This is a genomic window from Qipengyuania xiamenensis (assembly GCF_019711495.1).
Classification (GTDB): domain Bacteria; phylum Pseudomonadota; class Alphaproteobacteria; order Sphingomonadales; family Sphingomonadaceae; genus Qipengyuania; species Qipengyuania xiamenensis.
This window is the reverse complement of sequence record NZ_JAIGNM010000002.1, coordinates 206,848-232,229: the sequence shown is the minus strand read 5'-3', so window position 1 is coordinate 232,229 and position 25,382 is coordinate 206,848. Positions and strand designations below refer to the sequence as shown.

The following is a 25,382-nucleotide window of genomic DNA, read 5'->3' as shown; positions in this document are numbered from 1 at the left end:
GTTACGCCTTATCCTTGGTTGAGGACGCATTGTCCAACGCTTTGACCGCATGCTGAGCGATCGGCAGGTCCATGTGCTTCCTGAGTTCGTCGAGCGCCTGCGCTGTGAGCGCCGCACGGCCGCGCGGACCGTTGAAATATTCCTGTATCCAGGGGTGGTCGAGTTCCATCAGGTTCGGAACCGTGTCGACCGCGATGATCTTCCTGTCGGCGATCACCGCAACCCGGTCGCAAATCTCGTGCAGCGTATCGAGGTCGTGGGTGATCAGGAATACCGTCAGGCCGAGCGTTTCCTTCAACTCGCGCGTCAACCGGTCGAAAGCTGCTGCACCGATCGGGTCGAGGCCTGCGGTGGGCTCGTCGAGGAACAGGAGTTCGGGATCGAGCGCCAGCGCGCGGGCGAGGCCTGCGCGTTTCTTCATGCCGCCCGAAAGCTCGCTCGGATATTTGCGTACCGCCTCTTCGGGCAGGCCGGAGAGCAGCACCTTGTAGCGCGCGATTTCCTTGCGCAGCGTATCCTGGATGTCCGGGTAGAACTGCTTGAGCGGGACCTCGACATTCTCGCCCACGGTAAGCGTAGAAAACAGCGCGCCGCCCTGGAAGAGCACGCCCCAGCGGTCGCGCACGCCGATCTGCTCGTCGGGTTCGGCATGGATGATCGACTTGTCGAAGACCCTTACATCGCCCTCGTTCGGCGTTTGAAGGCCGATGATCGAGCGCATCAAGACAGACTTGCCGCTGCCAGAGCCGCCGACAACGCCTAGAATCTCGCCGCGCCTGACCTTGAGGTCGAGGTTTTCGTGCACGGTAATGGGACCGAACCGGTTGGTCAGCCCTTCAACCACGATGGGGTATTCGCCCTCGTAGCGCTCGTGCTTGTGGGTTTGCTTCGATGCGTTCATCAGCCCCACCCCAGCTCGGTAAAGAAGACGGCGAAGAAGGCGTCGAGCACGATCACGGCGAAGATCGCCGAGACCACAGACATGGTAGTCCGCGTGCCCACCTCTTCGGAATTACCGCGCACCTGGAGCCCGTGATAGCAACCGGCAAGACCGATGATCAGTCCGAAGACCGGCGCCTTGATGAGGCCGACCCACAGGTCGTAGGTCGGCACGACCTCCTGGATACGCGAGAGGAAGGTCCAGAAGGGAATGCCCAGCATCACGTCGCCGATCACCGCGCCGCCGATGATTGCCATGCACGAAGCGTAGAAGCCGAGCAGCGGCATCATCAGCACCGCAGCCATGATCCGCGGAATGACCAGCGCCTCCATCGGGGCGATGCCGATCGTGCGCATCGCATCGACTTCCTCGGTCAGCTTCATCGTGCCGAGCTGGGCGGCGAAAGCACTGCCCGAACGGCCCGCGACCATGATCGCGGTCATCAGCACGCCGAGTTCGCGCAGGGTAATGCGCCCGACGAGGTTGATCGTCAGCGTCTCCGCGCCGAACTGCGCGAGCTGCACAGCACCCTGCTGGGCGATGACGATCCCGATGAGGAAGCTCATCAAGCCGATTATGGGCAACGCCGACACGCCGACCAGTTCGGCCTGCCTGACGAGGGCAACCATTCTGAAGCGGCGCGGATTGCGGATCAACGACCAGGCGGCGATCAGCAGGGAGCCAAGGAAGCTCAGAACGCCGTAAGTTCCGGTCCGCAGCTGGAAAACCTTCTCCCCCAGCGCTTCGGGCACGCGGCTCCAGACCGGCAGGCGCGGCGCGGAAAGATCGTCTTCCGCATCGATATCCTCGAGCGCGCCGAGCAGCCGCTGCGCGCGCTCGCCCGCTCCGGAAATTTCGGCACCGAGGCGCGAGGCGACTTCGCGGGCAAGCCATGCCCCGACGGTGTCGATCTCGGAGACTTCCGAAATATCGACACTGACGATATCGCCTTCGAAGACGCGCAGGTCCTGGTCGATCGGGCCGATCGTAGACACGAGGTACGGCCCGGTGAGCTTCAGCACCGATCCCCCATCGCCCTCTTGCAGTTCGTATTGCGCCAAGCCTGTCATGCGGCTCGCGGTATGCGGGGAAACGCCTCGCTAAACAAGCGCGTATCCTTTCTCCTCCCCTACGGCGTTGCATCGCACAAAATGGGCTGGCAAAGGCCCTGTCATGACCACCGAGCTTTCAAAGACCTTCGATCCCGCCGATATCGAGCAGCGCTGGTACGCGCATTGGGAAGAAAACGGCCTGTTCCGCCCCGAGCGGCCCGATGCCGAGCCCTTCACCATCGTGAACCCGCCGCCCAATGTCACGGGCTCGCTCCATATCGGCCACGCGCTCGACAACACGCTGCAGGACGTAGTGATCCGCTACGAACGCCTGCGCGGCAAGGATGCGCTGTGGGTGGTCGGCACCGACCATGCGGGCATCGCGACGCAGATGGTGGTCGAACGCCAGATGGAAGCGAAGCAGGACAAGCGCACGAACTACTCGCGTGAGGATTTCGTGGGCAAGGTCTGGGAATGGAAAGAGGAAAGCGGCGGCACGATCACGCGCCAGCTGCGCCGCCTCGGCTGTTCGATGGACTGGAGCCGCGAGCAGTTCACGATGGACGAACATTTCTCGAACGCCGTGCTCAAGACCTTCGTCGATCTGTACAACGACGGCCTGATCTACCGCGACAAGCGGCTGGTGAACTGGGACCCGAAGCTGAAGACTGCGATCTCGGACCTCGAAGTCGAGACGACCGATGTGAAGGGCTCGTTCTGGCACTTCAAATATCCGCTCGAGGACGGCGTCACGACGTCGGAGGGCAAGGATCACCTCGTCGTCGCCACGACGCGGCCCGAGACCATGCTCGCCGACATGGCAGTGGCGGTCCATCCCGATGACGAGCGCTTCAAATCGGTCGTCGGCAAGCACATCGTGCTACCCATCACCGGCCGCCGCGTTCCGATCGTGGCCGACGAGCATGCCGATCCGGAACTCGGCTCGGGCTGCGTGAAGATCACGCCGGGCCACGACTTCAACGACTTCGACGTGGGCAAGCGCGCTGGCTTCAAGCCGGCTGAAATGCTCAACATGCTCGATGGCGAGGCGAACGTCTGCCAGACCGCCGACGGGCTGGTGCCGGACGAATTCATCGGCCTCCACCGCTTCAAGCGCGACGGGGTGGACGGTGCGCGCGAACTGGTGGTCCAGCGCCTCAAGGAACAAGGCTACCTCATCCCGCATATCGCCAAGACCAAGAAGGGCGAGGATCAGGAACTCGACGCCGAACCACGCACAATCGCAACTCCCTTCGGCGACCGCGGCGGCGTGGTGATCGAGCCCTGGCTAACCGACCAGTGGTATGTCGATGCCGCAAAGCTCGCCAAGGCGCCGATCGAGGCGGTGAAGGACGGCACGATCGAGATCGTCCCGAAGAGCTGGGAAAAGACCTTCTTCAACTGGATGGAAAACATCCAGCCCTGGTGCGTCAGCCGTCAGCTCTGGTGGGGTCACCGTATCCCGGCGTGGTACGACGCCGAGGGCACGGCCTATGTAGCAATGACCGAGGAAGAGGCTCAGGCGCAGGCCGGTGATGGCGTCGCCCTCACCCGCGACGACGACGTGCTCGACACGTGGTTCTCGTCCGCGCTTTGGCCCTTCGCGACGCTCGGCTGGCCGGACAAAACCGACCTGCTCGACAAGCACTATCCCAACGACCTGCTGATCTCGGGCTTCGACATCCTGTTCTTCTGGGATGCGCGCATGATGATGCAGGGCATGCACCTGACCGGGAAAGCGCCGTGGCCGCGGCTTTACCTCCACGGGCTGGTGCGTGCAGCGGACGGGGCAAAGATGTCGAAGTCGAAGGGCAATGTCGTCGACCCGCTCGGCCTCATTGACCAGTATGGCGCCGATGCATTGCGCTTCTTCATGTCGGCCATGGAAAGCCAGGGCCGCGACATCAAAATGGATGAGAAGCGCGTCGAAGGCTATCGCAACTTCGCGACAAAGCTCTGGAATGCAACGCGTTTCTGCCAGTCCAACGGTATCGGCGCGAGCACCAGCATCGCCGCGCCCGCCGCCACGCAAGCGGTCAACAAGTGGATCATCGGCGAAGTCGTCGAGACCAAGAATGCGCTCGAACAGGCGATGGCCGACCTGCGCTTCGATGCCGCCGCGAACACGATCTACCACTTCGTGTGGGACCGTTTCTGCGACTGGTACATCGAGCTCATCAAGGGCAATTTCGACGAGGAAACCAAGGCCGTCGCCGGCTGGGCGCTCGACCAGATCCTCGTCATGCTCCACCCCTTCATGCCCTTCATCACCGAAGAGCTGTGGTCGAAGCAGGGCGACCGCCCCGACTACCCGCTGATCACCGCCAAATGGCCCGATCCGCAGGCAGAGGTCGACGCCGAAGCGAAGGCCGAGATCGACTGGCTGATCGCGCTCACCAGTGCGGTACGCACGGCCAAGAACGAGCTCGGCATTGCCCCGGGCGCGAAGCTGGAAGCCTTCTGCCCCTCGCCATCGACGCTGGGCCGCAAGGTCGTCGAGGAGAACGCAGCGGCTATCGAACGCCTCGCACGCCTCACGCCGGTGAACTTCGCCGAAGCACCCGGCGGCGCTGCAATGCAGGTTGCCGCGGGCGACGACGCGTTCATCGTCCCGCTCGAAGGCGTGATCGACATCGAAGCCGAGAAGGCGCGCCTCACCAAGGCACTCGAAGCTTCGACGAAGGAGGCCAAGTCGCTCGAAGGGCGCCTCGGCAATGCGAACTTCGTCGAACGTGCGAAGCCCGAGGCAGTCGAAAAGGCCCGCGCCGACCACGCGCATCACACCGCAGAGATCGACCGCTTGAAGGCCGCGCTTACGCGCCTAGGTTAGGCGCATGAAGCTCGATCACATGGTGGTGCTGGTTCGCTCGTTAGAAGCAAGCCTGCCCTGGTACGCGGCCTTGCTGGACCTCATCGGGTTCACCAAGACGCGTGACCACGTGTGGACGAGCGATGACGGGCTGAGCATCGACCTCAAGCAGGCCAAGGCGAGCACTTCGGATTACGAGCGCTATGCCCCCGGCCTCAACCACCTCGGCTTTACCGCACCCGACATGGCGGCACTCGACGCCGTGCGCGAAGGCATGGCCGTTGCCGGTTTCGAAGTGCCGGAAAAGCAGGCCTTCGAAGGCGAGACCGCGACTTTCTTCCGCGATCCCGAAGGCATGCGCGTCGAAGTGACGGTGTATAGCTGAGATGGCACTCGTCCTCGCCACCGATGACGACGGCGGGCCGGAGATTTTCGCCTCCGTACAGGGCGAAGGGCCGAGCGCCGGCATGCCGGTCGCCTTCATGCGGTTGTCGCGCTGCAACCTCGCCTGCGAGTGGTGCGACACGGCCTACACCTGGCATTTCGAGGGCGACAACCGTCCGCACCGCGACGGGGTGACATACGAGCGCAAGGCCAACCAGGTCACGCTGGACGAGGAAGAAGTAGCCGCGCGAATTACGGCGCTGGGTCAAAAGCGCCTCGTCATCACCGGCGGCGAGCCGCTGCTGCAGGCGCCTGCGCTCGCCAAGCTGCTCGACCTGTTGCCCGATATCTCGGTCGAGATCGAGACCAATGGGACGACGAAGGCCGGCACCGCGCTCGACATCCGGATCGACCAGTTCAACGTCAGCCCGAAACTGTCGCACAGTGGCAATCCGGCCGAACTAGCGCTGATCCCCGAACGGCTCGATGCCTATGCCACCGACCCGCGTGCGTGGTTCAAGTTCGTGATTGCAGAACCCTCGGACGTCGACGAGGTGCTGGCACTACGCGACCGCTATCGCTTCAAGCCCGGCCACGTCTTCCTCATGCCCGAAGGCACGGACAGCGAGACGTTGCGCGAGCGGGAGAAATGGCTCGCCGACCTATGCGTGAAGCACGGCTTCCGCATGAGCGACCGCCTGCATATCCATTTGTTTGGCGACACAAGAGGGACGTAGCCCTCTTGTGACCCTCAGACGCCGGGCGCCGCAGTAGCGGCGGCGCGCAGTCGCGCTTTGACTGCCGTGACCAAGAACCGGGCCGGTGGAGGCCCTGCAAGGGCGACCGCCCGCCCGCAGGCGCCCGTAGCGAAGCGAAGGATTAGCGCCGAGGTCGCGCCGACGGAGGTCGGTGCGGAAGACAAAATCAGCCCTGCGAACGCCAGCGCTGTACGGTGCGCTGGACGATGTCTTCCTCGCCGCCCGGGTTGTTCCACATTTCGACGAAGCTCGGGTCTTCCGACGCCGGACGCTTGACCTCTTCGAGGTTGTCGAAGCTTACGCGGATCGGAATTGCGACACCCTCGCCGCAGATGATGCACTCGCGGTTGCGCAGCGCCGGAATGGCGTCGAGGAAGCCTCGTGCACCTTCGGGCATCGCTGCACGGACGAAGTCCTGGTCTCGGTCGTTGTTCAGACGCATCGAGATGATCGTACCGCACTGCGACAGCACGCCTTCGGCAAGGTCGGACGGACGCTGCGTGATGAGGCCCAGCGAGATACCGTATTTACGACCTTCCTTCGCAATACGCGAAAGGATGGTGCCGACCGAGTTTCCGTCGGCGTTCTTCTCGTTCGGGACGTAGCGGTGCGCTTCTTCGCAGACCAGCAGGATCGGCGTACACTTTTCCTCGCGCCCCCAGATAGCGAAGTCGAAGACGAGGCGACTGAGAACGGCCACCACGGTCGAGGTCACGTCCGAAGGAACGCCCGAAACGTCGATGATCGAGATCGGCTTGCCGTTCGAAGGCATGCGGAAGATCTTCGAGATGAAGTCGGCCATGGAATCGGCCACCAGCATGCCCGAGAACATGAACTGGTAACGCGGATCGGCCTTCAGCTCGTCGAGCTTGTTCTTGATGCGCATGTAGGGCGCGGAGTTGGTCGCCTTGTCGAGCTTGCCCATCTGGTCCTGGATCTCGTTGGAGAGGTCCGAAAGCAGGTAGGGAATCGGCGAATCGACCGTAATCTTGCCCATGGTCTGGGCCAGCTTGCTCTTGCTGCGCGCCTTCAGGAGACACTTGGCGAGAATGTCGGCATCGACCTGGCGCTCGTTGCCGTTGCTGGTCAGCAGGACTTCGCAGTGTTCCTCGAAGTTCATGATCCAGTACGGCATCTGCAGGTTCGAGACGTCGAGGATGACGCCCGTCTGGCGGAAGGCTGCCGAATATTCGCCGTGAGGGTCGATCATCACGATGTGACCTTCGGGCGCGGCCTCGCAGATGCGGTGCAGGATCAGCGCGGCACTGGTCGATTTACCGGTACCGGTCGAACCCAGCAGCGCGAAATGCTTGCCGAGCATTGCGTCGACATAGAGGCCGGCGCGGATATCCTTGGTTGGATAGACCTTGCCGATCGTGACCGCGCTGCGGCCGTCGCTGGCATAGACCTGCTTCAGGTCGGCGGTCGACGCCGGATAGACCATCGCGCCCGGCACCGGGTAGCGGGTCACACCGCGGCGGAAACCGTGCAGCTTGCCGGTGAGCTTTTCCTCGATCCCTTCGCCGAGGAAGTCGATGTTGGCGAGGATGCTGCCGGCCTTGCGGTCCTGTTTCTGGTTGCGGACGCTGGCGAGCAGCCAGCTGTTGCCGATACGGATTTTGATCTGCGAACCGACCTGGCCGGCCATGGCGATGGCAGGGTCGGGGTCCTCGCCGCATTCGGTCAGGCGCTGCAGGTCGATCGCGATCATCGATCCGGAACCTGCGATTTCCAGCACGACACCGATGGGCTGGAGTGCATTGTCGCTGAGGGGCTGCTCTTCCTCGGGCTCTTGCGGCTCGGGTTCGGGGGCAGCCTTGGGTGCGAGGTCCGAAGGACGCGGCGGCGCTTCGCCAAGTTTGGCGGCAGGAGCAGGAGCCGGAGCGGATTCGACCGGAGCTTCGGCCTGCGCTTGCGGCTGGGGCTGAGGCTGGGACGCTACAGGAGCTTCGGGCTTGACGGCCTGCTGCTGCGTCGCCTGGGTCTCGGGCTGCGGAGGGGCCTGTTCGCCCTGCGGCTGGTGGACATAGCCCGAGCGCGACTGGGCGGCAGCCGGTGCCTGTTCGCTATCGGCCGAGCGCCGGATACGGTCGCGCAGGCTGTTGCTGCGACGCTGCGGCTGTTCCGCCTCCATCTGGCGCTGCGGATCGTAGGAACCGAAATTTCCGTTGCCCATATCGTTCATTAGTCTGCCCTGGCCCTCGTTTGGCGCACACGCGCCTTCGACCAGCGTGATGGCGGAAAACGGTTAAAATCGCGTCAACGATGGTGCGCGACTGGCCGTGATCAGAGGCGGGCGAACAGCCGGCCTGCGCCCCAGCCCATCAGGACGGAAAGCATGACCGCGACGAAGCCGTAGAGCAGGCCATACTGGTTCGCGCTCAGTTCGACGAAGCGTTCGAACCCGACCTTGCGCACCTCGACTTCAGCTACGGCGGAGGCAATGACACGGCCGCGTGTGACCGCGAAAGTCTCTGCAGAATAGGTGCCGGTCGTCACGTTCGAAGGCAGGGAGATGCGCGCCTGATAAAGCACGCCTTCGCTGATCTGCACGCCGCCGAAGTCTTCCTTGTAGAGCCCTTGCCGACGCTTAAGGTCCACGAGCCCGAGCGAAAAGCGCTCCTGTTCCTCGGGATTGATGCTGCCGCTGGGCGACAGCTGGATATAGCCCGTGCCGAATTCGTAGATCGCGGCGGTCTTGGCATCGACGATCTCCTCGATCGGGCGCGAGGACGCGACAGCGAAATAGCTGGGTACGGAGCGGAAATCGTTGCTGTCGGCATTGACCCAGACGCCCGCGAAACGCTCTTTTTCACGCAGGCGGATCGGTTCGGAGGGGCCCTTCAGGACCACCACGATGTCATAGTCCTGCCCCGCCCTGCCCGCCGGGTCGAGCACGGCGCCGAAGAGGAGGAGTTCGGTCCCCGTGAAGCCCTGCCGGACCTGCACGTCGTGCTGCGAAACCTCTGGCACCAGCACCGGATCGCGCTGGCCGCTCAGCATCAGCGCGGCGAAGAGAAGCAGCAGCGCCCTCACAGCGGATAGACCGTGTAGATTTCGTCGGGCTGGTAGAACAGGCCGAGGAACATGCGGAAGGCGATCAACAGAACGATGCTGGCAAGTACCAGCCGCAGGACTTCGGGTTTGGCCTTCACGGCAAGCTGCGAACCGAACTGCGCGCCGGTGACCGAGCCGATCAGCAGCAGCCCGACGAGGACGATATCGACCGCGCGCGTCGTCAGCGAATGCATGATCGTGGTGGCGATGGTGACGAAGAGGATGTTGAACAGGCTGGTGCCGACCACGACGTTGGCGCTCATCCCGAGGATGTAGAGCATGGCGGGCACGAGGATGAAGCCGCCGCCCACGCCCATCAGCATGGTCAGGATGCCCACTGCAATGCCGACGATCAGCGGCGCGAGCGGGGAAATGTACAGGCCCGAGCCGTAGAACCGCCAGCGCCAGGGCAGGTTGGCGACCAGCGGGTGATGCCGCCTGCGCGCCGCCTGTTTCGTGCCGCTGGATTTGCGCAGCAATTGCAATGATTCGCGCGCCATCAGGATGCCGATCGACCCGAGCAGCACGACGTAGAGCGCATTGATGACCACATCGATCTGGCCGATTGCGCGGAAGAAGCGGAACAGCAGCGCGCCGATTGCTGCGCCGATGATACCGCCGCCGACCATGACGGCGCCCATGCGGTAATCGACACCCTTGCGCTTGCCATGTGCGATGACGCCGGAAACGCTCGCACCTGTCACCTGCGTCGATGCGGATGCGGCAGCGACAGTGGGCGGGATGCCGTAGAAGATCAGCAGCGGCGTGGTCAGGAACCCGCCGCCGACACCGAACAGGCCCGAAAGGACGCCGGTCAGCGCACCGAGTGCGACGATCCAGAGACCGTTCACCGAGAGGTTCGCAATGGGCAGGTAGACGTCCATAGGGACCGCCCTATCGCAGGGCGACCTTGTATGAAAGCCGAACCATTGTCCGGCCCTGCCTATCTGCGTTTTGAGAGCGCTGCGGAGCTCTCAATCATGCGAAGCGGACATCCACAGCATGTCGTGACCGGCGGCGACCGAGCTGTCGATGAAACGGCTGTGCTCGTGCGCGCCAGGGACTGGCTCGAGGCCCTCGACAAGCGTTGCAGGCCCGGAGACCGCGCCTGCCTTGGGCGCCTCGACAGGGGTCGCGGCGAGTTGGCGCGGCGCGGGTTGCGCTGCTTCGGGCGCAGCAGGACTTGCCGGCAGCTGCCAGGCGACCGCGCGCACAGCCACCCAGATCAGCCCTAGAGTGGCGAGGAAGACGAGCGGCCTGCCCTTGGCCGGTTTCGCCCGTGCGCTCATGCCGTCTTCTCCTCGGTGAATATCTGCGCCGGATGGGCGGAATGCTCTGTCTTGTCCCAGACCACCGGCGCTCCCCTCAGCGTGCGGATGTAACCGGCAAGCGCGCGCCTGCCGCTCATGATGGAAATGACGTTGGAAACGATGACACGCGGGATTGCGCGAAACCCTTCGGCAAGGCCGTATTCGCGTCCGGTGAAAACGGCGCGTAACCCCGTCCGCCACACAAGACCGGCGAAAGTGAGGATCAGCAGTCCCTCCAGCCCCGGGGACAGATCTACAGGCTGCATAAGTCCCGCCTGCGACGCGAAGGCAGCAACCACCCCGGAAACCAACAGCGCGTAACCGATGAAAAGCAGCAGCGCGACCAGCGGTCCGCGCCGGTCGCGGAACGTCATCCAGCGTTGCAGGGCGTTGCCTTCCCAGCCGAGCCGGTCCCAGCCCTGCAGCGCAATACCATGCGTCCAGCGGGTCTTCTGGCGCACGGCGGTTACCAGTTCGTCCGGGAAATAGGCGCGCGTGGCGATCAGTCGTCCGTCTTCGGTCCGTAGTCTGAGGAACCGGCTCGAACCACCCGCTGCGCTGACACGCATGCCCAGTTCGTAATCCTCGGTCAGCGCGCCTTGAGCGAAGGGCTGGCCGCCAGCCTCTACGGCGAGCTTTGCCAGCATCTGCCGACTGATCGCGCAGCCGACACCGGCGCCCGGGATCGCGCAGCCAAGCGCGTCGCGCACCACCATGTGCTTGGCATGCGCTTCGGCGAATTCGTCGGAATAGTGGCTCGCGATCCAGCGCGAATCGGACGGCGGCAGCGCCATGACCGGCAGCTGCACGAAATCCGCATTCCAGATCGCGTGGTCCAGAATTGTGAGCGCCGCGGGATCGACCATGTCTTCTGCATCGTGAAGCACGACCATGTGCGCTTTCCTGCCCGAACGCACCTCGTCCTGTGCGAGCGCTTCGTGAAGCCGGTTGAGGCAATGCGCCTTGCAGGTCGGGCCATCCTCGCCGACCACGACGAGCCGCACTCTCTCATCGCCGCGGGCAGCTGCCACGACCGAGGCAATCGTCTCCGCATCGTTGCGATAGCAGCCGACATAGATGCGCAGGTCGTCCTGCGGCCATGCAGCCAGCGCATGCACGATGGTAGAACCGATAACGGCGTCTTCGCGCCAGGCCGGGATGAAGACTGCGGCCATTCCGCTCAGCATGTTGTCCGGAAGCGCCTCTTCAGGGACCCGGTGTGTCCGCGCTCTCCCGGTCAGCCGACACCACGCATAGGCGATATCGATCGCGAGTTCGTCGACGAGGCCGATTGCAAAGAAGACAGCTGCGAACAGCAGCAGCTCGATCTGGACGAGCGCCAAGACCTCCAAAAGCGTTATCTGCGAGATGGTTACGACTTCTTTTTCCCCTGCCCAACCCCTATCGCGCGGAATCCGCCCTTGCAACGGGGCATCGATTGAGAAAAAGAGCCTCCCGACATGAGTGAACGTCCTTCAGCATTCCGCATCGTATTCGCCCCCGTCCGCGCGCTGTTCGTCAGCGACGCCTCGGCCGGCATCCTGCTCATCCTCGTCGCGTTTGCCGCGATGCTGGCTGCAAACTCTGCCTTTGCGGACGAATATCATCACCTCTTCCATGGCGAGATGTTCGACGCCTCCGTGTTCAAGCTGAACACGATGCATTTGTGGATCAACGACGGGTTGATGGCGATCTTCTTCTTCGTCGTCGGGCTGGAGGTGAAGCGCGAATGGATCGAGGGGCAACTCTCGACCGCGCAGCAACGCCGCATGCCAGTGCTGGCAGCGGCGGCGGGCATGGCAATTCCCGCACTCGTGTATCTCTTCTTCGTAAATGCTGAAGGCGCAGGCGAACTGACGCGCGGCTGGGCCATCCCTGCAGCGACCGACATTGCCTTTGCGATGGGCGTGCTTGGCCTGCTGGGTAGCCGGGTACCTGCCTCGTTGCGCCTGTTCCTTCTGACCGTCGCTATCGTCGACGATATCGGTGCAGTGCTGGTGATCGCGCTGTTCTATACCGCCAAGATCAAGATGAGCTGGCTGATCGGGGCAGCGCTGGTCACCGCGGCCATGTTCGCGATGAACAAGATGAAGGTGAAGGCATACTGGCCCTTCATCCTCGCTTCGATCGTGCTGTGGTTCCTGGTGCTGAATTCTGGCGTGCACGCGACCATTGCGGGCGTTGTTGCAGCGCTGACCATTCCCATGATCGGCAAGGACGACGAGACCATGGTCGAGATCATGGAGCACAATCTCGCTCCGTGGAGCGCCTATCTCATCGTGCCGGTCTTCGGTTTTGCCAATGCAGGCGTGCACCTTGGCGATCTGGGCGTGGCAGGCATCCTGGCCCCGCTTCCGCTGGCGATTGCAGCAGGCCTTTTCCTCGGCAAGCAGGTGGGCATCTTCTCGGCGATCTGGCTGGCCGACCGCTTTGGCTTCGCGCCGCGGCCCGACCAGGCGAGCTGGCCCGAGATCTGGGGCGTGTCGATCCTGTGCGGCATCGGCTTCACCATGTCGCTGTTCATCAGCGGCCTGGCGTTTGCCGGCAACGCATTGCTGATCGAGGAAGCCAAGATCGGCATCCTCATGGGCTCGTTGATCTCGGCTGTGGTCGGTTACACCATCCTCCGGATGACCACCGATCATCCGGACGATGCCAAGAACCCCTACGTCGAGGAGTAAGCTCGCGGTTGAATTACCGGCGGTTTACCAGCTGCCGGTGTTCTCCATGCTCGCCCAGGGTTCTACCGGGTCGAGATAGCCGTCCTGCAGCAGTTCGATGGAGATGCCGTCCGGCGTGCGAACGAAAGCCATGTGGCCGTCACGCGGCGGACGGTTGATCGTGTGCCCCGCATCCACCAGCCGCTGGCAGGTGTCGTAGATATTCTCCACGCGATAGGCGAGATGGCCGAAATTGCGGCCGCCCGAATATTCTTCGGGCGCGCTGCCGTCTTCGGGGGGCCAGTTGTAGGTCAGCTCCACCTCGGCCACGCCCTCCTGCCCCGGTGCGGCAAGGAAGATGAGCGTGAAGCGCCCCTTCTCGTTGTCGAAGCGGCGGACTTCCTCGACGCCGATCAGCTTGAAAAAGGCGACGGTGGCTTCCGGATCGGAAACGCGGATCATGCTGTGTAGATATTTGGCCATGCGGGCCATCTAGGTGTGCACCACGCAAAGGAAAAGGGGCGCACCCGAAAGCGCGCCCCCAACCATCGCCAGCGAATTCTCAGAAACTGGCGGTGATCGTCCCGACAATCGCGTCATCGGTGAAACCGTCGATAGAAGGACCTTCGACGCCGACATAGGCAACCCCGACTTCCACAATACCGGACGAAACGCTCGCGCCGATGGACCAGTCGAGTCCGCTGTCGTCCGCATCGCCTGCCAGAAGCGGCGGTGCGAGCACGCCGTCGGTGTAGCCAAGGTGGCCGCTCAGCGAGATCGGAGTGTTCGGCAGGCTGAAGCCGACGTCGGTGTAAAGGTAGAGGTTGTCGTCACCGCCGAGCGAATCCTGCTCGAAGGCGTAGGCGGCACCGACCGTGGCTTCTGCCGGGCCGAGGTTGAAACCGACCGAAGCATAGGGCTCCCAGTAATCGGTATCGAGGCCGAGTTCCTCTGTGGGATAGGCGTAGTAGAGCAGGCCGACATCGACCGTGACGCCTTCGGCGACATCGCCCGACCAGCCGCCGTAAACGTCGAATTCCATCTCGCCATAGGCATCGCCGCCCTCGATCGAGGAAGCCCAGACACCGACGTAGAAACCACTCTCATGGCCGACGTCGAGGCCGCCCTGGATTGCGGGATCGCCGCCCGAGAGCGACACGCCGCGGAAGCGGTAGTCGGTCGTCAGCGCAACATTGGCGGATACGGTGTAGGCACTGTCTTCGGTGGTTTCGTCCGCCTCGTCGGCGGATTGCGCCATCGCCGGTGCAGCGACGCCGAGGGAGAGTGCGGTAATCGAAGCGGCAAGAGTGCCGCGAAAGGACGTGAGCATTTCGAACTCCTTAAAGGTTCGGTTTGGTGCTTCGTCCCACCTGCGTTTTCGCCGGGCCTTGGATTTATTGAGAAAGGATCCTCGGGCGAAATCGAAATGATCGTGCATGACTGTCGGGAGTCGCGCAAGATGTTCGGGAAAACTTTTCGCTACTGCAACATATAGCGTGGCTATTGTGCAACTGCGAAAGCCCGCCGCCCGTCCGGCAAAGCTTGTAGGCTCCGAGCGGGGCCACTAAGTGGTCTCCACCCCAAGTGACCCCGCACATAGCAAGCATGCTCGAAACCATCCGCAAACTCTTCGGCAAGGCGCCGCCCGCACGACGCATCGCACGCGTGCCCGATGGCGAACGCTGGTATGTTATCGGTGACATCCACGGCTGCCGCGACCTGCTCGAAGAGCTCAAGGATGCGATCGAGCAGGACGATGCCGCCGCAGCGCCTGCCGATACGACCGTGGTGTTCCTCGGCGACCTCGTCGATCGCGGTCCCGACAGCGCGGGAGTGATCAAGCTCGCCCGCAAGTGGGGCAAGAAACGCAAGGTGCGCTACCTTGCCGGAAACCACGAGGAGATGTTCCTCCAGGGTTTCGACAACGACGAGATCCTGCGCCACTTCCTCAAGCATGGCGGGCGCGAGACGGTTCTCAGCTACGGGCTGAAGCGCAAGGAATACAACAAGCTCAAGGTCGCCGAAGTCCAGAAGGTGATGCGCAAGATCGTCCCGCAGGAAGATCGCGATTTCCTGGCTTCGTTCGAGGAAATCATCCTCGTGGGCGATTATGCCCTCGTCCATGCCGGGGTAAATCCGGCGTTCCCCGTCGATGCGCAGCAGCGCAAGGACATGCTGTGGATCCGCGAGCGCTTCCTGCGCCACGAAGAACCCCTCACCCATGTCATCATCCACGGCCATACCATCTTCGAGAATGTCGAAGACCGTGAACATCGTATCGGAATAGACACCGGGGCATTCCGAACGGGGCGCTTGACCGCAATGGTGCTGGAAGGCGATAGGCGCCGCATAATTCAGGCCGTCGCCGGCGAAGACGGCGAAATTTCTATCGAAAAGGGGATGCGTAGATGAAGATCGCAATGGTTGGTTCGGGCTATGTGGGCCTCGTTTCGGGTGCCTGCTTCGCCGATTTCGGTCACGACGTCGTATGTATCGACAAGGACCAGTCCAAGATCGATCGCCTGCATGACGGGATCATGCCGATCTACGAACCCGGTCTTGCCGAGCTCGTTGGCAGCAACGTCAAGGCTGGCCGCCTGACCTTCACCACCAGCCTTGCCGAAGGCATCAAGGGCGCGGATGCGATCTTCATCGCGGTCGGCACTCCCAGCCGCCGCGGCGACGGTCATGCCGACCTCTCCTTCGTCTATGCCGTGGCCAAGGAAATCGGCGAGAACCTTGCGAATGACGCGGTCGTCGTGACAAAGTCGACCGTTCCCGTCGGCACGGGCGACGAGGTCGAGCGCATCCTCAAGGACAGCGGCACGAGCCACAAGTTCTCGGTCGTCTCCAACCCCGAATTCCTGCGCGAAGGCGCCGCCATCGGCGACTTCAAGCGCCCCGACCGCATCGTGATCGGTGCCGAGGACGATTTCGGCCGCGAAACCATGCGTGCCGTGTACCGCCCGCTGTTCCTCAATGAATCGCCGATCCTGTTCACCGGCCGCCGCACCAGCGAGCTGATCAAATACGCCGCGAATGCTTTCCTCGCCACGAAGATCACCTTCATCAACGAGATGGCGGACCTGTGCGAAAAGGTCGGCGCGGACGTGCAGGACGTCAGCCGCGGTATCGGCATGGACAACCGCATCGGTTCCAAGTTCCTCCACGCAGGGCCGGGCTATGGCGGATCGTGCTTCCCCAAGGACACGCTCGCGCTACTCAAGACGGCAGAGGATTACGACAGCCCGACCCGCATCGTGGAAGCGGTGGTCAAGGTGAATGACACGCGCAAGCGCGCCATGGGCCGCAAGGTGCTCGACGCGCTGGGCGGTGCAGACAATGCACGCGGCAAGAAGGTCGCGCTGCTCGGCCTGACCTTCAAGCCCAACACCGACGACATGCGTGACAGCCCCGCCATCGCGGTGGCGCAGACGCTGACCGACGCAGGTGTTAATGTCGAAGCCTATGACCCCGAAGGCATGGAGCTGGCCAAGCCGCTGATGCCCGAGGTCACCATGGTCGAGGATCCCTATGCCGCGATCAAGGATGCCGACGTGATCGCCATCGTGACCGAGTGGGACGCCTTCCGTGCCCTCGATCTCGACCGCGTGAAGGACCTCGCCAAGGCACCCGTCCTCGTGGACCTGCGCAACATCTATCGCCCGGACGAGGTCCGCGCGGCAGGCTTCGAATATACGAGCATCGGCCGCGGCTGAACGCCGCTCCGCTCAGCCGAACCAGTGGTGGCGGTTGGCGCGCGGCTTGAGGCCGAGCACGACCGCTGCAATCACGAGCACCCCCGAGACGAGGCAGGCCAGCGCGATCGCGCCGCTTTCCTGTCCGCCGCGAAAATAGATCGCCAGCAGCGCCCAGCAGAAGACTGCCGCATACCACGGGTTGCCGCGGCTGCGCGCGACGGCGATGGCTGCGATGACGCCGCCTATCGCCACGATGATCGAGGTGATCATCGGATACCGGAACTCGCCGCCGATGCCGTAATAGGCGAGCGTCGCGGAAATGTTCACGATGCTGGCGGCCGTCAGCCACGCGGCGAGCGCGCTGAAAGTAACCGCCACGATGATCCGCTCGGCACGGCTCATGGGACGCTCGAATGCCACTATCCTTCGCACGATAACCAATAGTGCGACGAGCGATGTCAGGATGATGATCGCCGAAATCACTGTTAGGTTCTCGAACTGCGTATAGGTCGCCCAGATGCCCTGCATCGATAGCGCGATTACGGACGGCCAGCCGATCTGGTCGAGCAGGACATTGTCGCGCTGGTCCGGCAAGGCCTGCCAGATGGCATAGACCGCAGATCCGAAGAACAACGGCCCCCAGATCGCGAAGGCCCAGCCCGAGGGCGTGATCAGCGTGCGGACGCTGTCCGAACGGTCGCCGATGGGTTCTCCGAAGCCGAGCTGCGGCAGGAAGGTCGCGCCGATCTGGATGACCACGGCAAGGACGATGGCGATGCGCTGCAGGGCGCTGCGATGCGTGTGAGTGCTCATGACCGGCCCAATCGCCGGAGGGGCAACATGTTCCGGATGATAATGCCAGGGGGCCTGTAAGCCGGGTTCTGTTCCGCACGCGGTATGCTTGCACACCAGCCGCGCGGCGGCAGCCATTCGTCTGGACCATGGATTGCTCCATGGTTCGAGCAGCCAACCCGGGCGGTCGATACGAAACGCATCTGCCTTGCGGCGCGCCGCCCCTATTTGGCCTTGCTCCGGGTGGGGTTTGCCATGCGGGCGCTGTTACCAGAACCCCGGTGCGCTCTTACCGCACCCTTTCACCCTTGCCTGATCCCTTGCGGGCCATCGGCGGTATGCTCTCTGTGGCACTTTCCCTGAGGTTGCCCTCGGCGGGCGTTACCCGCCACCCTTGTTTCGTGGAGCCCGGACTTTCCTCGCATAAGCGCGGCTGCCCGGCCCCCTGGCGAAGGCGCATATAGTGTGCGCAAAGCAGGATTGGAAGCGTGCTCAGCCGGCCGCGCTATCGGTGTACTGGTCGTAGGCCTCGAGCGCCTGCGCTGCATACATCGCGCTGGGGCCTGCCCCCATGTAGATCGCCAGCCCCATCGTCTCGGCGATTTCCTCGCGCGTCGCGCCCTTCTTGCGCGCGCCTTCGATATGATAGGTGATGCACGGATCGCAGCGCACCGCGACCGAGATAGCGACCGCCAGCAGTTCCTTGGTCTTGGCATCGAGCGCGCCGCCCTCGTGCGCCGCGGCGCCCATCTCGCGAAACGCCTTCATCACCCCCGGGGCGCCCTTGTGCAGCTCCTTGATCGCGGGGATGAAATTGGCGGCCATGTCCGGCCAGTTCTTGAATTCGGTATGCGCCATGTGCGGCTCCTCGATTGCTGTCGAAAAGCGCCCTGCACGCATTGGCGCGGCACATCATTGATGCAGGTCAATTGTCCTAGCGCGACACGCCCCGGTCGCGGTCCAGCAGGAGCTGGAACAGGATCGCGCGCACCTGTCCGTCGATCACGCCGTCGATCTTTTCCGGACGCCAGCGGCGCTGGAAGGCCTCGACCGCCTTGTGACCGTCGGAGATGTCGTAGCCGAACCGTTCGAGCGCGAGGTAGAAGCTCGCGTCATTGTCGAACGGATCGCCGCGTTCCAGTTTCTCTGGGCGTGGCAGGCACAGGCCGTATTCGGCGAGGCGGTCCCACGGGAATAGCTCGCCCGGGTCGATCTTGCGCTGCGGCGCGACGTCGGAATGACCGACCACATTGGCGCGCGGAATGTCGTATTCCTTGACCATGCGCGCCACCAGCGGAACCAGCGCCTCGAACTGGGCGTCCGAAAAGTCGCGGTAGCCATGGAGGTGGCCCGGGTGGTCGAGTTCGATCCCGATGCTGGCCGAGTTCACGTCCTTGTGCCCGCGCCAATAGGCGACGCCTGCGTGCCAGGCGCGCTTGTCCTCGGGCACCAGCCTCGTGACCGTGCCGTCCTCGGCAATCAGGTAGTGGGCGCTAACTTTCGCCTCGCCATCGCACATCCGTTCGAGAGCGGCCTCGGGGCCGAGCATCTCGGTGTAATGGATGACGACCATGCTGATCGGCAGGTTGCGGTCGTCGAAATTGGGCGACAACCGCTCTGCGTGGACCAGCTCGCCGCCGCTCACCCGATCAGGCCTTCTGCTTCGGGGAGGACCGCGCCAAGCACCAGTGTCTCGTCGGTCCTGGCATATTGCAGGCCGCCGCCGGCTTGTTCGGCCAGCAAGGCGATCATGTGCGCTGCCGCCGTGCGGCTGGACAGTTCCGAGTGCGGCAGGCTGCCGTCGAGCGCCTTGCCGATGCTGTCGTCGAACCCGATCTTCGTGCCGGTCGCGCGGACCACGATCTCGCAGTTCTTGCCGCGGACTTCGGCCCCGATGTCGAGCGAACCGCCACGCACCAACGCGTCGATGGCGATCTGAGCGAAGTTGAGCAGGACCTTTACCGCTGGCTTGGCGAGATTGGCCGTCTCGATCGCCCAGTGGACTTCGACCTTGTCCTTGTCCGCCACCAGCGCATCGATCAGCGCCTTGGGCTCTTCGACGTCCACGCGGTCGCCGAAGCCGCCGGCAGCGCCGAATGCGAGGCGGAAGAACTTCAGTTTGTTGGTCGAGGTCTTCGAGCTCTGTTCGAGCAGTTCGATCACGCTCTTGCGCATTTCGGGATCGGTTTCCATCGCCAGCAATTCGAGCCCGTTGCTGAGCGCGCCGACCGGGCTGAGCATGTCGTGGCACAGGCGCGAGCAAAGCATTGCCGCAAGGTCGATCGATTCACTGTCTTTCATTAAAAATCCCGTAGATACGCTTTAGGCGCAGCCTTCTAGCTGTCCTGAACTTCATAGGGAAGCGCAGTGAAACCGCCAGCCCCGCTGCGGAAAAAGCGCACATCACCTGCCGCGATTATTGCCCAGACCGCCTCGTCGCCCGCGGCAAGCTCCAGATCGGTAGCGGATGGCTGTGCCCGCCCGTTCGGATGCGAGTGGTAATAGCCGATGACCTGCCGCCCGCCCTGCCGCGCCGAACGATGCGCATCGACAAGGACTTGCGGGTCGATTTCGAAGTGCGTTTCGGGCGCGGGATGGACGTTATCCGCCACCGCAATCGCGGCGATGCGATCATCTTCGCCCAGCAGGATGCCGCAGCATTCGCGCGGGTGCGCGCTGCGCGCTTCTGCCAGCAGCCGTTCGACAACTTCGCTTGAGACTTGGAGCGCCATCGCGCATGGCCCTAGCATGTCCACGCCCGATGTCCTCACCGGAACGCTCGAAAATGCCGGCCGCCTCGACAAGGCGCTGGCGGAGGCGAGCGGGCTTTCCCGCGAACGGGTGAAGGGATTGATCGCGCAAGGCGCGGTGGAAATTGCGGGGAAGCCGGCAAAATCGGGTTCCGCCAAGCTTTCGGGCGGCGAGGCATACCGCATCGCCCTGCCCCCTCCCGAACCGCTCGAAACGGTCCCGCAGGATATCCCGCTCGATATCGTGTTCGAGGACGATCACCTGCTGGTGGTGAACAAGCCCGCCGGCATGGTCGTCCATCCTGCAGCCGGAAATCCCGACGGCACGCTGGTCAATGCGCTGCTGCACCACTGCGCGGGCAGGCTTTCGGGCATCAACGGCGTTGCGCGGCCGGGTATCGTCCACCGGATCGACAAGGACACCTCCGGCCTGCTCGTCGTGGCCAAGAGCGACGCGGCGCACGAGGGGCTGGCGAAACAGTTCGCCGACCATTCGATAACGCGGCGCTATCTCGCCGTTTGCGCAGGCCACCCCAATCCCCCGTCGGGCACGGTTTCGGGCCGGATCGGCAGGTCAGACAAGGACCGCAAGAAAATGGCGGTACTTCCCGACGACAGCACGCGCGGAAAGCATGCCGTCACGCATTACGAGACCGTGCAGCGCCTCGATCATGCATCGCTGATCGAATGCCGGCTCGAAACGGGGCGCACGCACCAGGTGCGTGTTCACTGTGCGTCCATCGGCCATGCGCTATTGGGGGATCCGGTTTACGGTCGTACTCCGAAGGCCCTTCGAGGGGTCTTGGAGGCACTCGATTTCAGGCGTCAGGCGCTGCATGCGGCGCGACTCGGATTCATCCATCCTATCAGCGGCGAAAGCCTGGATTTCCGCGCCGAATTGCCCCCCGACATGAACGAACTCATGCGGGAACTGATCGACGAAACCGCACGTTGATATCGACGAAAGTCAGTGCAAGTTAAGGCGGCTTGCGCTATATGTAACCGCGTGGCCCAAAAGAGCGGATGCCCATCAGGGGTCCGGCGAAAGAGGTCGACGCAAGAAAGGTCAGGGTTAAAGTGAGCAGTACCAGAAGTTTGAGCGTACCGGCGCTCGGCGGTGAGCAGAGCCTCAATCGCTATCTCTCCGAGATCAAGAAATATCCCGTGCTGACGCAAGAGCAGGAATACATGCTCGCCAAGCGTTATGAAGAGCACGAAGACAGCGAAGCTGCAGCGCAGCTCGTTACCTCGCACCTGCGTCTCGTGGCGAAGATCGCCATGGGTTACCGCGGCTACGGCCTGCCCGTTTCGGACCTCATTTCCGAAGGCAATGTCGGCCTGATGCAGGGCGTGAAGAAATTCGAAGCCGATCGCGGCTTCCGTCTCGCCACCTATGCCATGTGGTGGATCAAGGCATCGATCCAGGAATACATCCTTCGCTCGTGGTCGCTCGTGAAGATGGGCACCACCGCTGCGCAGAAGAAGCTGTTCTTCAACCTGCGCCGCATGAAGAAGAACCTCGATGCCTACGAGGACACCGATCTGCATCCGGACGATGTGAACAAGATCGCAACCGATCTCGGCGTGCCCGAGCAGGAAGTGATCAACATGAACCGCCGGATGATGATGGGCGGCGATGGTTCGCTCAACGTGCCTATGCGCAATGGCGAAGAAGGCTCTGGCGAATGGATGGACTGGCTGACGGACGACCGTCCGCTGCAGGACGAAACCGTCGCCGATGCCGAGGAAAAGGAAGTGCGTCACGACATGCTGGTCGAGGCGATGGACGCCCTCAACGAGCGTGAGCAGCACATCCTCACCGAACGCCGCCTGACGGAAAACCCGCAGACGCTCGAAGAGCTTTCGCAGGTCTACAACGTCAGCCGCGAACGCATCCGCCAGATCGAGGTGCGGGCGTTCGAAAAGCTGCAGAAGGCGATGAAGGCCATCGCCGGCGAGAGGCTGCTGCCGGGCGTCGCATAAACGCGGACAAACAGATAAGGAGCGGCGCGGGAGGATGGACCTTCCGCGCCGCTTTTGCGTAAGGACCACTCGATGCTGCGCCGCCTGACACTTTTCCTGTTCAAGTTCGCGATCGGGTTCGTCGCCCTCAGCTTCGTGCTGGTGGCGCTGTTCAAGTTTGTGCCCGTGCCCGTCACCGCGACGATGGTGATGGATGGCAATGGCATCACCAAGGACTGGGAGCCGCTGTCGGATATCGACCGCAATCTCGTTCGTGCGGTGATTGCGGCGGAAGACGGCAAGTTCTGCAGCCACGACGGTTTCGATGCCCAAGCGATTGCCAAGGCCATGGCAAGCAATGCCAAGGGCGGCCGCATCCGCGGCGGCTCCACCATCAGTCAGCAGACCGCGAAAAACGTCTTCCTGTGGCAGGGCGGTGGCTATTTCCGCAAAGGCCTGGAGGCTTGGTTCACGCTCCTGATCGAGAATGTCTGGGGCAAGCGGCGCATCATGGAAGTCTATCTCAACGTCGCGGAGACGGGCATCGGGACCTACGGCGCCGAAGCCGGGGCGCAGCGCTATTACCAGAAGGGCGCCAACTCGCTGACGCGAATCGAAGCTGCCAAGATGGCAGCCGCCCTTCCCCTGCCCAAGGAGCGCTCGGTGACCAATCCGAAGGGCTGGCTGCGCGGCCATGGTCGCACCATCGAGGCGCGTATCGGGGTCGTGGGGCGCGACGGTCTCGACGCCTGCGTTTACGAATAAGCGCAGAGACGAATTGCAAAAGCAGTGCAGTTTCACGGGCTTAGTGCTTGCACTGGCCGTGTAATACTATAACATCAAAGGCTTGTTATTCCGTATCATGCTGTTTTTACATGATTTTTCTTGATTGAACGGAGCGCAGCGGTCACATCGCTCTGACGGCTTTGGAATAGGGGAGAGCCTGATTGGGACTGGGTCACAGCCACGATCACACTGACGACCACGGGCATGGCCATGGTCATGGGGGGCACAGCCATGCCCCGGCCGACTTCGGCCAAGCCTTCCTGATCGGCATCATCCTCAATACCGGCTTCGTCATCGTCGAGGCAGCCTATGGCTGGATTTCCGGTTCGATGGCGCTGATTGCCGATGCGGGGCACAATCTTTCCGATGTACTCGCCCTGCTGCTCGCATGGGGCGCCAGCATCGCTGCCAAGAAGCCGCCGACCGAGCGCTTTACCTACGGCTACAAGAGCTCCACCATCCTTGCCGCGCTCGCCAATGCGGGACTGCTGCTCGTCGCCATCGGCGCGATCGCATTCGAGACCATCCACCGCATGGCAGAACCTGCGCCGGTCGAAGGCATGACCATGGTCATCGTCGCGGGCATCGGTATCCTGATCAACACCGGCACCGCCCTGCTCTTCCTTCGCGGGCGCAAGCACGACATCAATATCCGCGGCGCATTCCTGCACATGGCGGCCGATGCGCTGGTAAGCGTGGGCGTGGTTCTTGCCGGTATCGCGATCCTGATGACGGGTGCGCTCTGGATAGATCCGCTCGTCAGCATACTGATCGTCGCAGTGATCGCCTGGGGAACCTGGGGCCTGCTCAAGGATAGCGTAGCCATGAGCCTGCTCGGCGTACCCAAGGGTATTTCGGAAAGCGCGGTACGCGGATATCTTGCAGGCCTGGAAGGGGTGAAGGAAATCCACGACCTGCATATCTGGCCGATGTCGACGACCGAAACAGCACTCACCGCGCATCTGGTGATGCCCGGCCCGCATCCGGGTGACGGCTTCCTCCGCGAGATTTCGACGGAACTGAAGCACCACCACCGGATCAACCACGCGACCATCCAGATCGAACAATCGCGCGCGCATAGCGACAACGGTTGCTGATGAAGCGCGCCACCAGCGAAGCCCGCGAAAAGCTGAAGTCGGCCATGGGCCGGCTGGCGGGCGGCGACCGCGGCGCGCTGGAAGAGATTTATCGCGCGACTTCGACGAAACTTTTCGGAATCTGCCTCCGTATCTTGAAGGACAGAAAGGAAGCAGAGGACGCCTTGCAGGACGTCTACCTCACACTCTGGCGCCGCGCCGATCGCTACGACCCCGAACGGGCGAGCCCGATCAGCTGGCTGGCCACTTTCGCGCGCAACCGCGCGATCGACCGCCTGCGCGTTGGCAAGGTGCGGGGCGGCAGCGTGCCCGAGGAAGAAGCGGCGCCGGTCAGCGACCCTGCCCCGCTCGCAGAAGACATGCTGATCGATGCCGAGCGTGACGAGCGCGTGCACACCTGCCTCGAAAAGCTGGACGACAAATCCCGCGAAGCGATCCGCACGGCCTTTTTCGACGGTGCCACCTATGCCGAGATCGCCGAGAATACCGGTACGCCGCTCGGCACGATCAAGAGCTGGGTGCGACGCGGGCTGATGAAACTGAAGAAATGCCTGGAGGTCGGTCGATGACAGATGATCTGCACCCCGACGACGTGATGGCCGCCGAATATGTGCTCGGCCTGCTCGAGGGCGAGGAACTTCTGGCGGCACGCACACGCGAGGCTTCCGACCCCGCCTTCGCGGCAGACGTCGCCTTCTGGCAAGACCGCCTCGCCGCATTGCTCGACGAAATCGCCCCGCAGACCCCGCGCGAAGAAGTCTGGGAGCGCATCGCTGCCGAACTCGAAGGCGCATCGGACAGTGCAAAAGTCATCTCGCTCAATGCGCGTATCAGGCGCTGGAAGATGGCGACGGGCTTCGCCGCAGCGGCAGCCCTTGCAGCCGTGTCGCTGCTGGTCCTGTCGCCGTCGCAAACGCCTGCACCGGTTGTGGGTCCGGACACTGTCGAAGCCGAACCGCTCGCTGCCTCGATCCCCATCGGCGACACCGCGCTGCGCCTTGCCGTCACCTACCTGCCCGAACGCGAGGAGCTGTTCGTTTCGGCCAGCGGACTGACCGCCGATGGCGTCCACGATCACGAATTGTGGCTCGATCCGCAGGACGACAGCCCGCTGATGTCGCTCGGCGTGATTGCTCCGGGCGAAGAGCGCCGCGTGGCCCTTTCGCCCGAAGTTGCGGCCAAGATGGCAGACGGGTCTCCGCTGCTTCTCACGCGTGAGCCGTTGGGCGGAAAACCGCCCGAGGCTGCTGCCGGTCCGGTGGTCGCACAGGGGCGGCTGCAGAAAATCTGAAAATCTTTGCATCCGGCCTGGGTTGGCCTGCGT

At 63.1% G+C, this 25,382-nt stretch carries 26 protein-coding genes and 1 other RNA gene; 12 read left to right on the top strand and 15 right to left on the bottom strand.

The window, feature by feature from the left end:
• Nucleotide 1 precedes the first annotated feature (1 nt).
• Both K3165_RS09355 and K3165_RS09350 read right to left on the bottom strand, forming a co-directional pair.
• Nucleotides 2–901 carry an ABC transporter ATP-binding protein gene (locus tag K3165_RS09355; protein ID WP_221548619.1) on the bottom strand — a complete coding sequence of 300 codons (900 nt, stop codon included), beginning with the start codon at nt 899–901 and terminating at the stop codon, nt 2–4.
• Entirely contained in the window at nt 901–2,010 is a 1,110-nt protein-coding gene (locus tag K3165_RS09350; RefSeq protein WP_221548618.1) for an MlaE family ABC transporter permease, read from the bottom strand. The genes K3165_RS09355 and K3165_RS09350 overlap by 1 nt, the downstream gene beginning before the upstream one ends.
• A gap of 103 nt (nt 2,011–2,113) precedes the next feature.
• Between K3165_RS09350 and K3165_RS09345 the strand changes: the two genes are divergently transcribed.
• The 3 genes from K3165_RS09345 to K3165_RS09335 are packed head-to-tail and all read left to right on the top strand — an operon-like array spanning nt 2,114 to nt 5,922.
• Nucleotides 2,114–4,822, top strand: a complete 2,709-nt coding sequence (locus K3165_RS09345) for a valine--tRNA ligase (RefSeq protein WP_221548617.1) — start codon at nt 2,114–2,116, stop codon at nt 4,820–4,822.
• A 4-nt stretch (nt 4,823–4,826) separates the two neighbouring features.
• Nucleotides 4,827–5,186 (top strand): VOC family protein, encoded by a 360-nt coding sequence (locus K3165_RS09340; protein WP_221548616.1) that lies wholly within the window; start codon nt 4,827–4,829, stop codon nt 5,184–5,186.
• 1 nt (nt 5,187) lies between these two features.
• Entirely contained in the window at nt 5,188–5,922 is a 735-nt protein-coding gene (locus K3165_RS09335; RefSeq protein WP_221548615.1) for a 7-carboxy-7-deazaguanine synthase QueE, read from the top strand.
• Nucleotides 5,923–6,109: 187 nt separating this feature from the next.
• Here K3165_RS09335 and K3165_RS09330 read toward each other — a convergent pair whose 3' ends face one another.
• From K3165_RS09330 to K3165_RS09310, 5 genes are all read right to left on the bottom strand, one after another.
• Entirely contained in the window at nt 6,110–8,128 is a 2,019-nt protein-coding gene (locus tag K3165_RS09330) for an ATP-binding protein (protein WP_221548614.1), read from the bottom strand.
• Nucleotides 8,129–8,229: 101 nt separating this feature from the next.
• The gene (locus tag K3165_RS09325; protein ID WP_221549010.1) at nt 8,230–8,946 is read right to left on the bottom strand and encodes a TIGR02186 family protein; all 717 of its coding nucleotides are present in this window, start codon (nt 8,944–8,946) and stop codon (nt 8,230–8,232) included.
• 29 nt (nt 8,947–8,975) lie between these two features.
• Nucleotides 8,976–9,884: a sulfite exporter TauE/SafE family protein gene (locus K3165_RS09320; RefSeq protein WP_221548613.1), complete on the bottom strand. Its 909-nt coding sequence runs from the start codon at nt 9,882–9,884 to the stop codon at nt 8,976–8,978.
• A gap of 90 nt (nt 9,885–9,974) precedes the next feature.
• Nucleotides 9,975–10,289 carry a hypothetical protein gene (locus K3165_RS09315; protein ID WP_221548612.1) on the bottom strand — a complete coding sequence of 105 codons (315 nt, stop codon included), beginning with the start codon at nt 10,287–10,289 and terminating at the stop codon, nt 9,975–9,977.
• Nucleotides 10,286–11,653: a glycosyl transferase family protein gene (locus K3165_RS09310; RefSeq protein ID WP_247714055.1), complete on the bottom strand. Its 1,368-nt coding sequence runs from the start codon at nt 11,651–11,653 to the stop codon at nt 10,286–10,288. The genes K3165_RS09315 and K3165_RS09310 overlap by 4 nt, the downstream gene beginning before the upstream one ends.
• Before the next feature lie 117 nt (nt 11,654–11,770).
• Between K3165_RS09310 and nhaA the strand changes: the two genes are divergently transcribed.
• Nucleotides 11,771–12,991: a Na+/H+ antiporter NhaA gene (nhaA, locus tag K3165_RS09305; protein ID WP_221548610.1), complete on the top strand. Its 1,221-nt coding sequence runs from the start codon at nt 11,771–11,773 to the stop codon at nt 12,989–12,991.
• A gap of 24 nt (nt 12,992–13,015) precedes the next feature.
• On the opposite strand, the gene K3165_RS09300 is transcribed toward nhaA, so the two are convergent.
• A complete protein-coding gene (locus K3165_RS09300) occupies nt 13,016–13,453 on the bottom strand; it encodes a VOC family protein (RefSeq protein ID WP_221432309.1) in 438 nt (145 codons plus the stop codon).
• 79 nt (nt 13,454–13,532) lie between these two features.
• The gene (locus K3165_RS09295) at nt 13,533–14,300 is read right to left on the bottom strand and encodes a TorF family putative porin (RefSeq protein ID WP_221548609.1); all 768 of its coding nucleotides are present in this window, start codon (nt 14,298–14,300) and stop codon (nt 13,533–13,535) included.
• Between the two features lie 275 nt (nt 14,301–14,575).
• Here K3165_RS09295 and K3165_RS09290 point away from each other — a divergent pair, with 275 nt between their 5' ends.
• Nucleotides 14,576–15,382, top strand: coding sequence for a metallophosphoesterase family protein (locus tag K3165_RS09290; protein ID WP_221548608.1), 807 nt, complete (start codon nt 14,576–14,578; stop codon nt 15,380–15,382).
• Complete coding sequence (locus K3165_RS09285; RefSeq protein WP_221548607.1) at nt 15,379–16,689, top strand: UDP-glucose dehydrogenase family protein; 1,311 nt, start codon at nt 15,379–15,381, stop codon at nt 16,687–16,689. The genes K3165_RS09290 and K3165_RS09285 overlap by 4 nt, the downstream gene beginning before the upstream one ends.
• Nucleotides 16,690–16,701: 12 nt before the next feature.
• Here the strand turns inward: K3165_RS09285 and K3165_RS09280 are convergent, their stop codons facing one another.
• From K3165_RS09280 to K3165_RS09255, 6 genes are all read right to left on the bottom strand, one after another.
• Nucleotides 16,702–17,484, bottom strand: a complete 783-nt coding sequence (locus K3165_RS09280) for a hypothetical protein (protein WP_221548606.1) — start codon at nt 17,482–17,484, stop codon at nt 16,702–16,704.
• Between the two features lie 41 nt (nt 17,485–17,525).
• Nucleotides 17,526–17,912: RNase P RNA component class A (rnpB, locus tag K3165_RS09275), an RNA gene on the bottom strand.
• A 43-nt stretch (nt 17,913–17,955) separates the two neighbouring features.
• Nucleotides 17,956–18,321 (bottom strand): carboxymuconolactone decarboxylase family protein, encoded by a 366-nt coding sequence (locus K3165_RS09270; RefSeq protein WP_221548605.1) that lies wholly within the window; start codon nt 18,319–18,321, stop codon nt 17,956–17,958.
• A gap of 76 nt (nt 18,322–18,397) precedes the next feature.
• Nucleotides 18,398–19,108 (bottom strand): N-acetylmuramoyl-L-alanine amidase, encoded by a 711-nt coding sequence (locus K3165_RS09265; RefSeq protein ID WP_345720854.1) that lies wholly within the window; start codon nt 19,106–19,108, stop codon nt 18,398–18,400.
• On the bottom strand, nt 19,105–19,764 hold the full coding sequence (locus tag K3165_RS09260) for a histidine phosphotransferase family protein (RefSeq protein WP_221548604.1): 660 nt from the start codon (nt 19,762–19,764) through the stop codon (nt 19,105–19,107). The genes K3165_RS09265 and K3165_RS09260 overlap by 4 nt, the downstream gene beginning before the upstream one ends.
• A gap of 35 nt (nt 19,765–19,799) precedes the next feature.
• Nucleotides 19,800–20,195 carry a M67 family metallopeptidase gene (locus K3165_RS09255; protein ID WP_221548603.1) on the bottom strand — a complete coding sequence of 132 codons (396 nt, stop codon included), beginning with the start codon at nt 20,193–20,195 and terminating at the stop codon, nt 19,800–19,802.
• Nucleotides 20,196–20,211: 16 nt separating this feature from the next.
• On the opposite strand from K3165_RS09255, the gene K3165_RS09250 reads away from it, so the two are divergent.
• The 6 genes from K3165_RS09250 to K3165_RS09225 all read left to right on the top strand — a co-directional run bounded on the left by K3165_RS09250 (nt 20,212) and on the right by K3165_RS09225 (nt 25,349).
• Nucleotides 20,212–21,168 (top strand): RluA family pseudouridine synthase, encoded by a 957-nt coding sequence (locus K3165_RS09250; RefSeq protein WP_221548602.1) that lies wholly within the window; start codon nt 20,212–20,214, stop codon nt 21,166–21,168.
• A gap of 122 nt (nt 21,169–21,290) precedes the next feature.
• Entirely contained in the window at nt 21,291–22,196 is a 906-nt protein-coding gene (rpoH, locus tag K3165_RS09245) for an RNA polymerase sigma factor RpoH (RefSeq protein ID WP_221548601.1), read from the top strand.
• A gap of 72 nt (nt 22,197–22,268) precedes the next feature.
• Entirely contained in the window at nt 22,269–22,940 is a 672-nt protein-coding gene (gene mtgA, locus K3165_RS09240) for a monofunctional biosynthetic peptidoglycan transglycosylase (protein WP_221548600.1), read from the top strand.
• A gap of 182 nt (nt 22,941–23,122) precedes the next feature.
• The gene (locus K3165_RS09235) at nt 23,123–24,058 is read left to right on the top strand and encodes a cation diffusion facilitator family transporter (RefSeq protein ID WP_221548599.1); all 936 of its coding nucleotides are present in this window, start codon (nt 23,123–23,125) and stop codon (nt 24,056–24,058) included.
• Nucleotides 24,058–24,627, top strand: coding sequence for a sigma-70 family RNA polymerase sigma factor (locus K3165_RS09230; RefSeq protein WP_221548598.1), 570 nt, complete (start codon nt 24,058–24,060; stop codon nt 24,625–24,627). Before K3165_RS09235 ends, K3165_RS09230 begins: the two co-directional genes overlap by 1 nt.
• Nucleotides 24,624–25,349 carry an anti-sigma factor gene (locus tag K3165_RS09225; protein ID WP_221548597.1) on the top strand — a complete coding sequence of 242 codons (726 nt, stop codon included), beginning with the start codon at nt 24,624–24,626 and terminating at the stop codon, nt 25,347–25,349. The genes K3165_RS09230 and K3165_RS09225 overlap by 4 nt, the downstream gene beginning before the upstream one ends.
• Nucleotides 25,350–25,382 lie beyond the last annotated feature (33 nt).

Excerpts from the sequence above, each read along its gene's own strand:
- K3165_RS09315 (WP_221548612.1), bottom strand. The coding sequence starts at position 10,289 with ATGAGCGCACGGGCGAAACCGGCCAAGGGCAGGCCGCTCGTCTTCCTC.
- K3165_RS09255 (WP_221548603.1), bottom strand. The coding sequence starts at position 20,195 with ATGGCGCTCCAAGTCTCAAGCGAAGTTGTCGAACGGCTGCTGGCAGAA.
- K3165_RS09225 (WP_221548597.1), top strand. The coding sequence starts at position 24,624 with ATGACAGATGATCTGCACCCCGACGACGTGATGGCCGCCGAATATGTG.
- K3165_RS09320 (WP_221548613.1), bottom strand. The coding sequence starts at position 9,884 with ATGGACGTCTACCTGCCCATTGCGAACCTCTCGGTGAACGGTCTCTGG.
- K3165_RS09260 (WP_221548604.1), bottom strand. The coding sequence starts at position 19,764 with ATGAAAGACAGTGAATCGATCGACCTTGCGGCAATGCTTTGCTCGCGC.
- K3165_RS09350 (WP_221548618.1), bottom strand. The coding sequence starts at position 2,010 with ATGACAGGCTTGGCGCAATACGAACTGCAAGAGGGCGATGGGGGATCG.
- K3165_RS09325 (WP_221549010.1), bottom strand. The coding sequence starts at position 8,946 with ATGCTGAGCGGCCAGCGCGATCCGGTGCTGGTGCCAGAGGTTTCGCAG.
- K3165_RS09330 (WP_221548614.1), bottom strand. The coding sequence starts at position 8,128 with ATGAACGATATGGGCAACGGAAATTTCGGTTCCTACGATCCGCAGCGC.
- K3165_RS09335 (WP_221548615.1), top strand. The coding sequence starts at position 5,188 with ATGGCACTCGTCCTCGCCACCGATGACGACGGCGGGCCGGAGATTTTC.
- K3165_RS09300 (WP_221432309.1), bottom strand. The coding sequence starts at position 13,453 with ATGGCCAAATATCTACACAGCATGATCCGCGTTTCCGATCCGGAAGCC.
- K3165_RS09355 (WP_221548619.1), bottom strand. The coding sequence starts at position 901 with ATGAACGCATCGAAGCAAACCCACAAGCACGAGCGCTACGAGGGCGAA.
- K3165_RS09295 (WP_221548609.1), bottom strand. The coding sequence starts at position 14,300 with ATGCTCACGTCCTTTCGCGGCACTCTTGCCGCTTCGATTACCGCACTC.
- K3165_RS09270 (WP_221548605.1), bottom strand. The coding sequence starts at position 18,321 with ATGGCGCATACCGAATTCAAGAACTGGCCGGACATGGCCGCCAATTTC.
- K3165_RS09340 (WP_221548616.1), top strand. The coding sequence starts at position 4,827 with ATGAAGCTCGATCACATGGTGGTGCTGGTTCGCTCGTTAGAAGCAAGC.
- K3165_RS09290 (WP_221548608.1), top strand. The coding sequence starts at position 14,576 with ATGCTCGAAACCATCCGCAAACTCTTCGGCAAGGCGCCGCCCGCACGA.
- K3165_RS09285 (WP_221548607.1), top strand. The coding sequence starts at position 15,379 with ATGAAGATCGCAATGGTTGGTTCGGGCTATGTGGGCCTCGTTTCGGGT.
- mtgA (WP_221548600.1), top strand. The coding sequence starts at position 22,269 with ATGCTGCGCCGCCTGACACTTTTCCTGTTCAAGTTCGCGATCGGGTTC.
- K3165_RS09280 (WP_221548606.1), bottom strand. The coding sequence starts at position 17,484 with ATGAGCACTCACACGCATCGCAGCGCCCTGCAGCGCATCGCCATCGTC.
- K3165_RS09230 (WP_221548598.1), top strand. The coding sequence starts at position 24,058 with ATGAAGCGCGCCACCAGCGAAGCCCGCGAAAAGCTGAAGTCGGCCATG.
- K3165_RS09345 (WP_221548617.1), top strand. The coding sequence starts at position 2,114 with ATGACCACCGAGCTTTCAAAGACCTTCGATCCCGCCGATATCGAGCAG.
- nhaA (WP_221548610.1), top strand. The coding sequence starts at position 11,771 with ATGAGTGAACGTCCTTCAGCATTCCGCATCGTATTCGCCCCCGTCCGC.
- K3165_RS09250 (WP_221548602.1), top strand. The coding sequence starts at position 20,212 with ATGTCCACGCCCGATGTCCTCACCGGAACGCTCGAAAATGCCGGCCGC.